Source organism: Chryseobacterium barbadense (genome assembly GCF_042849955.1).
Lineage (GTDB): Bacteria > Bacteroidota > Bacteroidia > Flavobacteriales > Weeksellaceae > Chryseobacterium.
In genome coordinates, this window is record NZ_BAAFHL010000058.1 from 1 (window position 1) to 13,192 (window position 13,192).

At 37.7% G+C, this 13,192-nt stretch carries 14 protein-coding genes; 8 read left to right on the plus strand and 6 right to left on the minus strand.

Going from position 1 to position 13,192, the window contains the following annotated elements:
• The 5 genes from ACGHIN_RS14580 to ACGHIN_RS14600 all read right to left on the minus strand — a co-directional run.
• On the minus strand, positions 1-807 hold an 807-nt coding region (locus tag ACGHIN_RS14580; RefSeq protein ID WP_390455031.1), incomplete at its 3' end, for a VWA domain-containing protein.
• The gene (locus ACGHIN_RS14585) at positions 800-1,696 is read right to left on the minus strand and encodes a BatD family protein (RefSeq protein ID WP_390455034.1); all 897 of its coding nucleotides are present in this window, start codon (positions 1,694-1,696) and stop codon (positions 800-802) included. The genes ACGHIN_RS14580 and ACGHIN_RS14585, both read right to left, overlap by 8 nt.
• Before the next feature lie 78 nt (positions 1,697-1,774).
• A complete protein-coding gene (locus ACGHIN_RS14590; protein ID WP_390455036.1) occupies positions 1,775-2,638 on the minus strand; it encodes a DUF58 domain-containing protein in 864 nt (287 codons plus the stop codon).
• Positions 2,639-2,698: 60 nt separating this feature from the next.
• A complete protein-coding gene (locus tag ACGHIN_RS14595; RefSeq protein ID WP_390455039.1) occupies positions 2,699-3,151 on the minus strand; it encodes a GNAT family N-acetyltransferase in 453 nt (150 codons plus the stop codon).
• Positions 3,152-3,159: 8 nt separating this feature from the next.
• Complete coding sequence (locus tag ACGHIN_RS14600; RefSeq protein ID WP_390455042.1) at positions 3,160-4,164, minus strand: AAA family ATPase; 1,005 nt, start codon at positions 4,162-4,164, stop codon at positions 3,160-3,162.
• A gap of 251 nt (positions 4,165-4,415) precedes the next feature.
• On the opposite strand from ACGHIN_RS14600, the gene ACGHIN_RS14605 reads away from it, so the two are divergent.
• The 7 genes from ACGHIN_RS14605 (at position 4,416) to ACGHIN_RS14635 (ending at position 11,274) form a co-directional block, all read left to right on the plus strand.
• Positions 4,416-4,886, plus strand: a complete 471-nt coding sequence (locus tag ACGHIN_RS14605) for a DinB family protein (protein ID WP_390455045.1) — start codon at positions 4,416-4,418, stop codon at positions 4,884-4,886.
• A gap of 6 nt (positions 4,887-4,892) precedes the next feature.
• The gene (locus ACGHIN_RS14610) at positions 4,893-5,222 is read left to right on the plus strand and encodes a hypothetical protein (RefSeq protein ID WP_390455048.1); all 330 of its coding nucleotides are present in this window, start codon (positions 4,893-4,895) and stop codon (positions 5,220-5,222) included.
• The gene (gene rlmB, locus ACGHIN_RS14615) at positions 5,222-5,983 is read left to right on the plus strand and encodes a 23S rRNA (guanosine(2251)-2'-O)-methyltransferase RlmB (RefSeq protein WP_390455051.1); all 762 of its coding nucleotides are present in this window, start codon (positions 5,222-5,224) and stop codon (positions 5,981-5,983) included. Before ACGHIN_RS14610 ends, rlmB begins: the two co-directional genes overlap by 1 nt.
• Positions 5,984-6,007: 24 nt before the next feature.
• Positions 6,008-7,057 carry a DUF6263 family protein gene (locus tag ACGHIN_RS14620; protein WP_390455054.1) on the plus strand — a complete coding sequence of 350 codons (1,050 nt, stop codon included), beginning with the start codon at positions 6,008-6,010 and terminating at the stop codon, positions 7,055-7,057.
• Between the two features lie 10 nt (positions 7,058-7,067).
• The gene (locus ACGHIN_RS14625) at positions 7,068-7,286 is read left to right on the plus strand and encodes a hypothetical protein (protein ID WP_390455057.1); all 219 of its coding nucleotides are present in this window, start codon (positions 7,068-7,070) and stop codon (positions 7,284-7,286) included.
• 30 nt (positions 7,287-7,316) lie between these two features.
• Positions 7,317-9,857 (plus strand): hypothetical protein, encoded by a 2,541-nt coding sequence (locus ACGHIN_RS14630; protein WP_390455060.1) that lies wholly within the window; start codon positions 7,317-7,319, stop codon positions 9,855-9,857.
• Between the two features lie 64 nt (positions 9,858-9,921).
• Positions 9,922-11,274 carry a glycosyltransferase family protein gene (locus tag ACGHIN_RS14635; RefSeq protein ID WP_390455063.1) on the plus strand — a complete coding sequence of 451 codons (1,353 nt, stop codon included), beginning with the start codon at positions 9,922-9,924 and terminating at the stop codon, positions 11,272-11,274.
• Here ACGHIN_RS14635 and ACGHIN_RS14640 read toward each other — a convergent pair.
• Complete coding sequence (locus ACGHIN_RS14640; protein WP_390455066.1) at positions 11,259-11,897, minus strand: hypothetical protein; 639 nt, start codon at positions 11,895-11,897, stop codon at positions 11,259-11,261. The genes ACGHIN_RS14635 and ACGHIN_RS14640 overlap by 16 nt on opposite strands.
• Before the next feature lie 107 nt (positions 11,898-12,004).
• Here ACGHIN_RS14640 and ACGHIN_RS14645 point away from each other — a divergent pair, with 107 nt between their 5' ends.
• On the plus strand, positions 12,005-12,967 hold the full coding sequence (locus ACGHIN_RS14645) for a YpdA family putative bacillithiol disulfide reductase (RefSeq protein ID WP_390455068.1): 963 nt from the start codon (positions 12,005-12,007) through the stop codon (positions 12,965-12,967).
• Positions 12,968-13,192: the final 225 nt, after the last annotated feature.

A 13,192-nucleotide genomic window follows, 5' to 3' on the forward strand; every position in this document is an offset into this window, starting at 1 on the left:
GAAATATTGTCCTCCGGTGGTCTGTGCCACTTCTCTTAATGTGTTTTCATCAATGGTTACTTCCGTTTCCGTGAATATCAGATCACCGAAAATATCCTGTGCGGTGGGCATTAAGGCATACCCATTGGTTCCGATTCCTATGGAATACACTTTGATATTGTTGTTTTTAGCCAGTTCGGCGGCTGCCATTGGAGGAATTGCATTTTCGATATTGCTTACCCCATCCGTCATTAAAATAATCACTTTACTTTTCGCCTTGCTTTTAACAAGGTGATTAACGGCGACAGCGAGTCCTTCTCCAATAGCGGTTCCCGGTTCAAGGCCAGCGGAATTCAGATTTTTTATTTCGTCTACTACCACCTGATGATCGGAAGTGACAGGAACTTTGGTAAATGCTTCTGCAGCATAGGCCACCACTCCGATTCTGTCGTTGGGACGCTTATTAACAAATTTAACCGCGATGTCCTTTAATGCTGTAATACGATCCGGAGAAAGGTCTTTGGCCAACATACTTAAAGAAACGTCTATAGAAAGCATAACATCTACTCCTTTGGTATCATCCCTGTCTTGGGAAACCGTAAAAGTTCGCGGTCTTGCCATCGCAATAATGAGCGCAGAAAGTATAATGTATTTTGATATTTTCAGAAAAAAAAGTACCAGCTGAATTCCGCCACTGCTCTTCATGTGCTGAACAGTAGGAACTTTGATTCCTTTTTTCTTCTGTTTGCTTATATCTCTGAAAAAAACAGGAATAAACAGCAGAAAAAGAAGCAGAAACCACGGACTGTAAAACTCAAAATTAAACATCCTTTCTTAAGTTTTCAAATTCTAAATCTTTTGAGGATCTTTTCACAAATTCTCTGATATCTGTAAAATCTCTTTCCATAGTAGCCTTATCCGGGAATGTTTTGGCAAATTTCACCAGATCTCCTCTTACGAATACTTCTTCAACTACTTTTTCATTTTCCTGAGAAATGGTGTTGTTCTTTTTCATAAGCTGGATCAGATCATCCGTCAATAAGACATCTGCCGGCAAATGATATTGTCTGGTGATAAAGTTTCTTGAAATATCAATCAGTTCCACATAAAATGATCTGTAGTTTCCTTCTTCGATATATTTTTTCTTTTTAAGAGATTCCAATTCTTTTAAAGTCTGGTTGGTTGCCACCACAGGAGAGCTTTTTTTCTTTCTTCCCCATTTCACTAACATGATAATCGCTATAATTAAAGCAATTAAAGCCAAAGCGGCAAGAATATACCATTTGTAAAGCTCCCAGTAATCAGTGGGTTCCAGCTTTACTTCTTTATTCTTCATGATGTCATTAATCTGATCCCCTTTCTGGGCCGTATTAATCACTTCTATTTCATAAGGAATGGTTTTTAATATTTTACTTCCTACCCTAAATTCAAGTTCAGGAATCGTGAATTTTCCTTCTTCATATACCGCAAATTCTATTTTTCTTACGTAAGAACCGGCATTCACTCCTATACTGTCTTTAATTTCCTCAAAATGAAAAGGAAGCAATTCGTCTTTGGGAGCAGCAGAAACCTTCTGGCCCCCGATGTTATCAATCTTAATAACCATATGATCCGTTTCCCCCAATGCAAGGGTTTTCTTCTCTACATTGGAAGAAAGGATCTGTGAAAAAGCATTCGCACAGACCAGGAAACATATAATAAATAGTATTTTTTTCAACTTTAAATAATCAATTTTGGCTAAAGCTACTGTTTTTATTATTTTAAATGAATGAGCTAAACCCATTCCTCTGATACATTATTTTTTTTGAAAATAATTATACAACAATTTTGAATAATCCGCACCGGTATTCACATTCATAAAACTGGCCGAGCTGTTGGCGAAATCATCTTCAAGAGCTTTTATCTTTTGCTTTTGAGCTTCCGCAAAGGTATACCTCCATCTAGCACTTGAAGTATTGGCCCAAACCTGGGCTCCTGTCTCTACATCTCGCAAGAGTGCATATCCCACATCCGGAATTTCATTATCCTTTTCATCATAAATTCTCATTCCGAGCACCTGGTGTTTTTTAGATGCAGCTCTTAAAATTTTGGAATCATATGGGTTTTCAAAGTCTGAGAATAAGAAAACCAGAGATTTCCTTTTAAAGATTCCCATCATATACTCCATTGCTTTATCAATATTGGAAACGGAAGGAATATAATCTGCCGTCAGAATGTTACTGATAATGGAAAGGATATGCTTTCTTCCTTTCTGCGGCGGAATAACTTTATATACTTTATCGGCAAATAAAATCAATCCTACTTTATCATTATTTCCGGCTGCTGAAAAGCCTAGACTGGCCGCAATCTCAGCCACATACTCTCTTTTCAACTGGGTTTTGGTTCCATAGTCCATAGATGCAGAAATGTCTACCAATAACATCATTGTTAATTCCCGTTCTTCCTCCATTACCTTTACAAACGGTTCACGGAAACGTGCAGTTTTGTTCCAGTCGATTCTTCTGATTTCATCTCCAAATTGGTAAGGACGCACTTCTGAAAACGTCATGCCCTGTCCTTTAAAAGCACTGTGATATTGCCCCATTAAAGTAGCTTCCGTCTTCTTTCGGGTACGGATTTCAATCTGCTTTACTTTTTTTACAATATCTTTTATTTTCATTTAGGTAACAGGTTTAGAGTACAGGCATGGACAGAGAACTTATAATTCATAATTTATAACTCAAAACTCGATAGACACATTCAACCATTCATCATCAAATTTCGGATTGTATTTTTTATAGAAATTGATGGCCGGTTCATTCCAGTTAAGTACCTGAAAAACCATCCCGCTATATGAGTTGGATTTTCCATATTCCAATGTGGCATCAAATAATTTTTTACCGATCTGTTTTCCTCTCATTCTTTCCGTTACTACCAGATCTTCAAGATACAATCTCCTTCCTTTCCATGTTGAATATCTGTCATAATATAATGAAATCCCAACAATTTCATCATTCCATTCCGCTACAAAAGCACCCCAAACAGGAGCTTCACCAAATCCGTCTTTGGTAAACTCTTCAAGAGTCAGAGTAACTTCTTGTAGTGCTTTTTCATATTCAGCAAGCTCTTTGATCAGCTCCAGCATGGGAGCGCAATCATCCTTTACGGCTTTTCTGATGATTATTTCTTCCATAAGCACTATTAAGGAGCCTGAATTTTCGCTAAAATTCTGTCGATGATTTCTTCGGATGTTATTTCCTCTGCCTCCGCTTCGAACGTAAGACCCATTCTGTGTCTTAATACATCTTTTGCCAATGCTTTTACATCTTCAGGAATTACAAATGCCCTGCCTTTCAGGAAAGCATATGCTCTCGATGCAATAGCAAGATTAATGGAGGCTCTCGGAGAAGCTCCGAAGCTGATATAATTTTTAAGTTCGGAAAGACCATACTTTTCAGGATAACGTGTGGCAAAAACCATATCCAGGATATATTTTTCAATTTTTTCATCCAGATAGATCTGGTTGACAAGAGATTTAGCTTCCACAATATGTTCCAAAGAAATAACAGGTTTGATTTCCGGCTGATGTGAAGTGGAAACCATTCTCATGACGGTTCTTTCGTCTTCAAAATCAGGATAATCTATCTTACATTTCAGCATGAAACGGTCACTTTGTGCTTCCGGTAACAGATAGGTACCTTCCTGATCAATCGGGTTTTGAGTAGCCAATACCAGAAACGGCTTCGGAAGCTTCATCGTTTCATCACCAATAGTCACCTGTTTTTCCTGCATCACTTCCAAAAGAGCTGACTGCACTTTTGCAGGTGCACGGTTGATCTCATCCGCCAACACGAAATTGGCGAAAACAGGGCCTCTTTTTATTGAAAAATCATTGTCTTTAATATTATAGATCATAGTTCCCACCACATCTGCGGGAAGCAGATCCGGAGTAAACTGGATTCTTGAGAATTCACCATGCACAGCTTCCGCCAGTGTTTTGATGGCCAAAGTCTTAGCCAGACCAGGAACTCCCTCCAGCAGAACGTGCCCATTCCCTAAAAGGCCGACCAAAAGGCGGTCTACCATATATTCCTGTCCAATAATAACCTTGTTGATTTCCTGTCTCAGAAGAGAGAACAAATAGTTTTGTTCCTTTATTTTTTCCGTTAACTGACGAATGTCTTCTGCTTGATATGTATCTGACATAGCTTAATTTAAAATAATGGGTAAATTTCTAATAAATACTTGCATTAATCAACACAATTAATGCCATATTTAAGTTAAAGTTTGTTAAATATTCCTGCATTCATGCCAGATTCCGGCCACTTTAAGCCTTAAAACCGGATTGCATTATTCCTTTTTTTCATAAAAATATATAAATTTATGGTAAACCACAGCTCAAAAATTGTCATTTCCAGTTTATTAAACTATTTTTGGTGATTAAAAATTTCTGTAAAATGAATTATCATTTTCAAGCTCACAGACAGGTAAGAAAGAACCTTCTGGATATCCTGCAGAATACTTCCCATGAAGATCTTTTGCTGATTCCTGACGGTTTTAATAATAATATTTACTGGAATATTGCCCATACAGTGGCTACTCAGCAGCTTTTGCATTATTATCTGAGCGGAAACCCTTTCAGAATAGATAAATACTGGATCGAAACGTATAAAAAAGGGACTTTACCGAACCTGAATGTTCAGAAATCGGAGGTGGAAGATCTTGAATTTTTACTGACGGAGACTTCAAAAATCTTAATGAAGGATTATGACGGTGATTTCTTTTCTGATTACACTCCTTATACCACCAGTTTTGGTTTGGACCTGAAGAGTATCCAGGATGCCATTATTTTCAACAATATGCATGAGAGCCTTCATTATGGCTATGCAATGGCACAAAAAAGAGCAATTTTAGGAGAAAAATATTAAATATATATGTCTGTTCACGGTAGTTTTCATTTTAGGCTTACTAATACCGGAAATCTGATTGGGGAATATTTAAATAATATTGACCAGGCCATTTTATCAGAAAGTGCCAATAGAATTAGTGAGGATGCAGGGTTTGCAGGAGAATACATCACCTCATGGATTGAGAATAAGCAAGCCATGATCAATTATTTAAAGATTGAAGAAACTTCCAGTCATATTTTCAAACTGATCTGGACAGATCTGAATCATCATCCTGTATTTGAAGGAATGGCCACCCTTCTTGAAGAAAATACGATATACGGGCACTACTCAAACAACTTTTTAACTGAAGATTAATGAATACTACCAACGATAAAAAAGACGATTTTATTTTCGGGCTTCGTCCTGTAATTGAGGCTATTGAAGCAGGAAAAACGATTGACAAGATCTTTGTGCAGAATGCATTGCAAGGTCCTATTTATGCAGAATTGAAAGCTGTTTTAGCAAAGAATAAAATACGTCCCAATTATGTTCCGGTGGAAAAACTGAACCGCTTTACCCGAAAAAATCATCAGGGTGTGGTGGCTTTCATTTCTGATGTCCCGTTCCATAAAGTAGAAGATCTCGTTCCGCAGTTATTTGAAGAGGGAAAAACTCCTTTTTTATTGATTCTTGACCGTCTTACCGATGTCAGAAATTTTGGAGCAATCTGCAGAACAGCGGAATGTGTGGGAATAGATGCGGTCATCATTCCGGAAAAGGGAGCGGCTCCTATTAATTCGGACGCCATTAAAACTTCCGCAGGAGCCATTTACAATGTAAAAATATGTAAAGAAGCCAATCTTGCGCATACGGTAGATTTTTTACAGCAAAGCGGAATTTCAGTATTTGCAGCCTCTGAAAAAGCCCAGAAACTTATTTATGATATTGATTTTACTGAGCCCTGCGCGATTGTCATGGGAAATGAAGAAACCGGAATATCTAAAGAAGTATTACATCATTCTGACGAAAAAATAAAATTACCTATTGAAGGAAAAACCCAATCATTAAATGTTTCTGTAGCATGTGGTGCTATTTTGTATGAGGCGATGAGACAGAAACTTATAAAAATCAATTAATTACACAACATAAAAATAATCGAAATGAAAAATATTGCAGCATTAGCGCTGATCTCCATAGCTCTTGTATCTTGTAAAAAAGAAACGACAAAAATCACCAAAGTAGATCCTAAAACAGGAAAAACCATTACAGTGGAAGTTCCGGCCGATTCTGTAGCTAAAGTAGAAGAAAACCCGGCTATTAAAGATTCTGCAGGGATTTACACCCAATCTTTCAAGCTTGAAAAAGGAAAAACATATCCTTTGGTAACTTACCAGAGAGATGTGAAAACAATGACGGATCCTCAGGGAAAAACAATGAGCGGAACAAGCGAATCTACAGATGAGATGACTTTCACGGTGAATGATATCAAAGGAAATGTCTATGATATGACCCTAAACCTTGTCGGAAAAAGAAATTCGCAATCTGCGCAGGGAAAAACAATCATTGTAGACACCAAACAACCGATGCCAAAAGAAGATGACCTGAAAATGATCTGGAATATCAACAAAGCACTTACTTCCGGAAATAAGCTGAACATGAAAATGGATACGAAAGGAAATGTAATTTCCATCACAGGCTTTGAAGCGATTTATACCAAAGTGGGCAATGCTGTCGGAACATTGATCAAAGATGCAAACCAGAAAGCAAGTGTGGTAGCAAGTCTTAAAGAAACTTTCAATGAAAAGATACTGAAAGACCAGTTTAATAAAAATTTGACAATCCTTCCTAAAAAAGGAGCAAAAGTGGGCGATAAGTGGACGAATACCGAGAATGCAGATCCTAGCGGAACCATAAAGGTAACATCTAACTATATATTGAAAAGCGTTGGAAACGGGACGGCAGAAATTTCCGTAACAGGAGGAATTCCTAAGAAAACAGAGAAAAAAACTCAGGGACCCATTACTCATAGCTTAAGCAGTGAACTTGCCCAAAACGGAACGATAAAATTTGATCAGAATACAGGGTGGATCACCAACCAGAATATTACGGTAAAAACGACTCAGGTCGAGACGATTTCCGATGGAAAACAATCTCAGTCTATGAAAAGTGTTTCCAATTCTTCTGTGATGATCAATCCATCTGCTAAATAATTGAAACATCATGAAATATATTTTTGAGCTCGTACTCGCAGCCATTATTATTTTCTTTGTCTGGAATATCCTTAAAAGGATTTTCTTTAAGACATTTTACAGTTATAGATTTGATAACAATAATAAGCAGCAGGATTTACAAAACTCAAATAAGAACAACAATTCGAATCTCAAATGGGATGCCGAAACAGTAGACTACGAAGAGATCAAAGAGAATGATAAAAGGTAAAAATTCCGGCAACAAAAGATAATAACCAGCATGGCAAAAAATAAAAACTTAATTTATATTGCAATTTCATTAGTTGTATTTATAGTTTTAGCATTTTTATACTCTACTCCTGTTTTTACAGGGAAACAACTTTTTCAGCATGATATCGTTCAGTACAGAGGAGGTGCAAAAGAACTTCTTGATTACAGAGCAGATACCGGAAAAGAAACGTATTGGAGTGATTCCATGTTCGGAGGAATGCCAACTTACCAGATGGGTAGCCAATTCAAGGGAGATGTGATTAAAAAAATCGACAGCTATCTGAATTTCCTTCCGCGACCTGTTAATTATCTTTTCTTACTTTTTGCAGGATTTTTCTTTTTAGGAATGGTTGCCGTGAGAAATTGGAAGTATGCGCTACTTGGAGCCACTTTCTTCGGGCTCTCCACCTATTTCTATATCATTATTGCAGCCGGACACAACGGGAAAGTGAATACGATTGAATATTTCGCACCACTTTTAGCCGGTATTTTACTGGTCTATATCCGTAAAAGTTATATTTGGGGATTCATCGTCACCACCCTTTTTATGGGGCTCCAGATCGCAGCGAACCATCCTCAGATGACCTATTACCTGTTTATTGCATTAGGATTCCTGTTCCTTTCAGAACTTCTGAGAGCTATTCAGAAGAAAACACCGATGAAGCATTTCCTTATTTCATCAGGAATTATTGCTGCGGCCTGTGTTATTGGTGTCGGAATGAATTCTCAAAGAATTATGGCCAATTCTGAATATGTGAAAGAAACCGTTCGTGGAAAGCAGATTCTGAATAACGAAAGCCATACTTCCGGAAAATCGGGGATGGATAAGGAAAGTATGCTGATGTGGAGCTATGGCCAGCTTGAAACCTTAAATCTTTTCATTCCAAGATTAATGGGGGGCGGAAGCCAGGAACCGGAAGGAAAAGAAATCATGAACAGGGTTCAGGAACTCGTTCAGGAAAACGTTTCTTCACAGGCTGAGATGGACAGGATTTCCAAAGGATTCAGCGGAGTAACCTATTGGGGAGACCAGCCGGGAACTTCCGGGCCGGCTTATCAGGGAGCTATTGTATGTTTCCTGGCGGTGCTAGGATTCTTCTTCGGATGGAAAAAATACCGTTACTGGGTTTTAGGAGCTTCTATTCTGACTATTTTATTAGCGTGGGGAAGCAACTTTATGCCTTTATCCGATTTCTTTATAGATTTTGTACCGTTCTACAATAAATTCAGAGCGCCATCTTCTATTTTGGTCGTGGTTGAATTATTATTCCCGTTAATTGCCATTATCGGATTATACAGGTTCTTCACGGATGAAAAACTGACGGAAGAATATAAAAAGAAAGTCCTTCTTTACGTAAGCGGCGGAACATTGGGATTATTATTAATTCTTTTGCTTTTCGGAAAATCTTTATTAGGTTTTGCCACAGCGAACGAGAAGACGTACTTCCCTCCCTTCCTACTAGATTTCCTTGTGGATGAGAGATTCAAATTGTTTAAAATTGATGCCATCAAAGCATTCATCTATGTAGCGATTACAGCGGCAGCTCTGTTCTTTGCTTTAAAGCAGAAATTAAGTCAGAATGTTGCATTAATAATCATTGGAGCGGTAAGTTTGTTTGACCTTTGGACGGTCAACAAACGTTATCTGAATGATGAGAATTATGTAGACAAAGTTTTCGCTGAAAATCCTTTCCAGACGGAAAGCTCTGATCTTTTAGCTGAAAAAGTCGCCGGTAATCCGAATTTAGAATCCATTCTGGCCAATGTTCAGGTCAATAAAACACTTGAAACTATTGCTGAAAAAGATAAAACCCACTACAGAATTTTCAACAATATCTTGGGAACGTTCAGTGAAACCAATACTTCATATTTCAAATCATCCATCGGAGGATATCATGCGGTGAAACTGAGAAGATACGATGATGTGATCAATGAATATTTCCAGGTAATGGACTCAGTAAAAGTCCCTAATATCCTCAACCTTCTGAATGCCAAATATTGGGTGGTAGGTGGCCCGGAACAGCCTCAGGCGGTTCCTAACCCCAAAGCTAACGGAAATGCATGGTTTGTAAGCGATTTACAATTCGTAAACACACCGAACGAAGAGATTAAAGCTATTGGAGTGATCAACAGTAAAAAAACTGCAGTGATCGCCGCTTCAGATAAGTCTTATTTCAATGGCAAACCTGTTCAGGCAGACTCTACCGCTTACATTAATCTAACGAAATATCAACCAAACGAACTGGAGTTTAAATCTCAATCCAAAACACCACAGTTAGCGGTTTTCTCTGAAATCTATTATCCTCATGGCTGGAAAATGTTTGTGGATGAAAAAGAAGTTCCGTACATCAAAGCAGATTATTTGCTTCGTGCGGTACATGTTCCGGCAGGAACCCATAATATCAGAATGGTATTTGAGCCGGAAGTGATTGAAAAAGGAAAATGGATTTCTTTGCTTTGCTTCGGATTATTCATTGTTCTAAGTGCTTTGGGAATCTTTTGGATGAATAAGAACAAAAAGAAAGATCAACAAGCCACAGAACCGGCTTAGTGTGTGTCTGTCATTTTTCACTCCGCTTTCGCTTCGTTCACAATGACAAGCAGTATTCATATCAATGGAACAGAAAAAAATATTAATCATCACCTATTACTGGCCTCCTGCAGGAGGACCCGGTGTACAGCGATGGTTGAAATTTGCTAAATACCTTCCGGATTTTGGCTGGAAACCCATTATTTATACTCCTGAAAACCCAAGCTATCCTTTACTGGATGAAAGCCTCGTTAAAGATGTTCCGGAAAACATTGAAATTGTAAAAACAAAGATCTGGGAGCCTTATCAACTGGCTGAAAAGCTTAATAAAAGTAATAAAAAGTTCAAAGCCGGACAATTTGATGTCGGTAAAAATCAAAGCTGGAAATCCAAACTTTCTATCTGGGTGAGAGGAAATTTTTTCATTCCGGATGCAAGAGTTTTCTGGGTAAAACCTTCCGTCAAATTTTTAGAACAATATCTGAAAGAACACAAAATAGATGTCGTAGTGACTTCCGGGCCGCCGCATTCCCTGCACCTCATCGGATTACAGCTTAAAAAGAAAATGCCCAATTTAAAATGGATTGCCGATTTTCGTGACCCATGGACTGAAATCTCATACTATCAACATTTAAAACTCACCAAAAGTTCTGATAAAAAACACAGACAACTGGAAAGTGAGGTTTTCAAAAATGCGAATGTTACTTTAGCAACAAGCTATACTGATGCTGAAAATTTCCGTAAAGCGGGAGCTAATGCGGTTTGTATTACCAATGGATTTGATGAAACAGATGCTTCGACCCCGCTCAGCATGACAGAGAGTAAAATTGCAAAATCGCAAAATAGCGAAATTATAGCTCATAAAAATAGACCTCAGACATTTACGCTAAGCTATATCGGTGTTCTGGAACAGCTCAGAAATCCTGAAAATTTATGGAAAGCTCTTGATGAACTGGTAAAAACAAATCCGGATTTTGCAAACAGCTTTGCTTTAAAATTTGCAGGAAGAGTCGATGATAAAATCCTGAATTCTATTGAAAATTCTAGCTTAAAAAAGCATGTTCTCAATTTAGGATATCTCTCCCACGATAAGGCCATTGAAGAAATGCAAAGCTCAGACTTATTGCTGATCACCAATTTTCCAAATGAATCTTCCAAAGGAATTATTCCCGGAAAAATATTCGAATATCTGGCTACCGGAAAACAGATCCTTTCATTCGGTCCGGATCAGGCCGATGTTTCCAAAATACTGGAACAGACCCAGGCCGGAAAACATTTTAGCTACAACGATTCCGAATCGATCAAGAAATTCATCATGGAAAAATTTGAGCTATGGAAAAACGGAAACAGCATAAAAAATACCCAAAATATTGAGCAGTTTTCAAGAAAAAACCTTACTCAACAATTAGCCAAAGTACTGGATCAGACGGTCCATTGATCATTCACTACAGCGATCAGATAATATTTTCCCTGAAATTCTTCAAAAACAAAACGAAGCGTTTTCCAATCCATTTTACCGTACTTTTCTGTTCCTTTGATGTAGTTTTCCGTGAAATCATTCCCGGGATAAATTTCCTTTAGATTATTCAATGAGTTTCCACCTTTTTGAAATTCATTATATGAAAACGACGAGTCCGTAAAATCTTTTGAAAACACCCATTTCTGCAGATAATCTTTAATGGTTGCCTTATACGGATCCCCTGAACCGTCCATCGATCCCCAGGTAAAAATGGTTTTAGCAGGGTAATATTTCTCAAAATCCGCTTTAGAGAAATGCTTATCTCCGCTCGGATCAACAAAGGCATACATGGAAAACCTGATTCCTTTTTCGGGATGGATGAATTCGGCAAACTTCTTATAATCCTTATTCTTTAAAGCATCTAAAAGCTCATCATTGGTCTTTTTCAAAACTTCCGCTTTATTGATAGGAGCTCTGGTAGAATCTTTAGCATCTTTTTGAGTGGAAGTTATAGAATCTTTCTGATCAACAACCGGTTTATTAGGCGCTTTTTTGCAGGCAAGAACGGTAAACGCAAGCAGAACTACGAATATTTTTTTCATCTTTTTATCATTTTCGGAAAATCTCCAAAACTAATGCCATAAACATTCATAGATAAGTTCTCTTATAAAGTACGGGATCAATTTAAGCTTTTACCTACATTTGTGATATGAAAATTCTGGATATTCTTATTGTCGGAGGCGGGCCAATTGGATTAAATTGTGCATTGGAAGCTCAGAAAAATAATCTTACGTATTTAATTATAGAAAAAGGAACCATTGTGAATTCGTTATACAATTATCCTTTATATATGAGATTTTTCTCTACAGCGGAAAAGCTGGAGATCGACGGTATTCCGTTTATTTCAACCGCTCCGAAACCCGGAAGACAGGAAGCGCTGGAATATTATCAGGGAATTGCAAGACAAAAAGACATCCATATCCACCTGTATGAAAAAGTGTTGAACATATCCAAGAATAAGGACGTATTTGAAATTGAGACCTCAAAATCAAAGTATCTGGCTAAAAATGTAATTATATCCACCGGATTTTATGACATTCCGAATACGATGAATATTCCGGGAGAGGATCTGCCAAAGGTAAAACACTATTATACAGAACCGTATCCTTATGCAAAACAAAAGGTTGTAGTGATAGGTTCCAGCAACTCCGCCGTGGATGCAGCTTTGGAAACGTATAGAAAAGGAGCGGAAGTCACGATGATCATTCGTCATTCCGGAATTTCAGACAGTGTAAAATATTGGGTAAAACCTGATATTGAAAACAGAATTGCAGAAGGAAGCATTACCGCTCATTTTAATGCTGAAATGATCAAAATTGAAGAAAAAACAGTTTCTTTTAAAGATTCCAACGGAAAAATCCATGACATTGAAAATGATTTTGTCCTGGCGATGACGGGTTATCTTCCCGATTTTGGCTTTTTAAAAAGTTCTGGGATTGAATTGCAGGGGGATTGTCTGAATCCGGTGTATCATCCGGAAACAATGGAAACCAATATTCCGAATTTATATCTTGCGGGAGTGGTTTGTGGAGGAAAAGATACCCATCTTTGGTTTATTGAAAACTCAAGGGTGCATGCGGAGATGATTATAGGAAGTATTCTTTCTAAATGATTTCCCGCAGATTGAGCAGATTACGCAGATGTTTGCGCATATTTAAAACTATAATATAAAATAAACAGTACATTAAGATCGGAGTAATCTGCTCAATCTGTAAGAAACAAAACCACAAAAAAAATCAAAAATCCACCGTCATGCCAACAATAAAATTCCGTTTCGCCGCCGGATTATAGAAACGTTTTCCAAACGCATTGATATCAAAGCCCAACACATATTCCC

What these genes read in the sequence shown, in the direction of transcription:
- ACGHIN_RS14590 (WP_390455036.1), bottom strand. Translation starts at nt 2,638, where the DNA reads ATGAAAATAAAAGATATTGTAAAAAAAGTAAAGCAGATTGAAATCCGT.
- ACGHIN_RS14595 (WP_390455039.1), bottom strand. Translation starts at nt 3,151, where the DNA reads ATGGAAGAAATAATCATCAGAAAAGCCGTAAAGGATGATTGCGCTCCC.
- ACGHIN_RS14600 (WP_390455042.1), bottom strand. Translation starts at nt 4,164, where the DNA reads ATGTCAGATACATATCAAGCAGAAGACATTCGTCAGTTAACGGAAAAA.
- ACGHIN_RS14605 (WP_390455045.1), top strand. Translation starts at nt 4,416, where the DNA reads ATGAATTATCATTTTCAAGCTCACAGACAGGTAAGAAAGAACCTTCTG.
- ACGHIN_RS14610 (WP_390455048.1), top strand. Translation starts at nt 4,893, where the DNA reads ATGTCTGTTCACGGTAGTTTTCATTTTAGGCTTACTAATACCGGAAAT.
- rlmB (WP_390455051.1), top strand. Translation starts at nt 5,222, where the DNA reads ATGAATACTACCAACGATAAAAAAGACGATTTTATTTTCGGGCTTCGT.
- ACGHIN_RS14620 (WP_390455054.1), top strand. Translation starts at nt 6,008, where the DNA reads ATGAAAAATATTGCAGCATTAGCGCTGATCTCCATAGCTCTTGTATCT.
- ACGHIN_RS14625 (WP_390455057.1), top strand. Translation starts at nt 7,068, where the DNA reads ATGAAATATATTTTTGAGCTCGTACTCGCAGCCATTATTATTTTCTTT.
- ACGHIN_RS14630 (WP_390455060.1), top strand. Translation starts at nt 7,317, where the DNA reads ATGGCAAAAAATAAAAACTTAATTTATATTGCAATTTCATTAGTTGTA.
- ACGHIN_RS14635 (WP_390455063.1), top strand. Translation starts at nt 9,922, where the DNA reads ATGGAACAGAAAAAAATATTAATCATCACCTATTACTGGCCTCCTGCA.
- ACGHIN_RS14640 (WP_390455066.1), bottom strand. Translation starts at nt 11,897, where the DNA reads ATGAAAAAAATATTCGTAGTTCTGCTTGCGTTTACCGTTCTTGCCTGC.
- ACGHIN_RS14645 (WP_390455068.1), top strand. Translation starts at nt 12,005, where the DNA reads ATGAAAATTCTGGATATTCTTATTGTCGGAGGCGGGCCAATTGGATTA.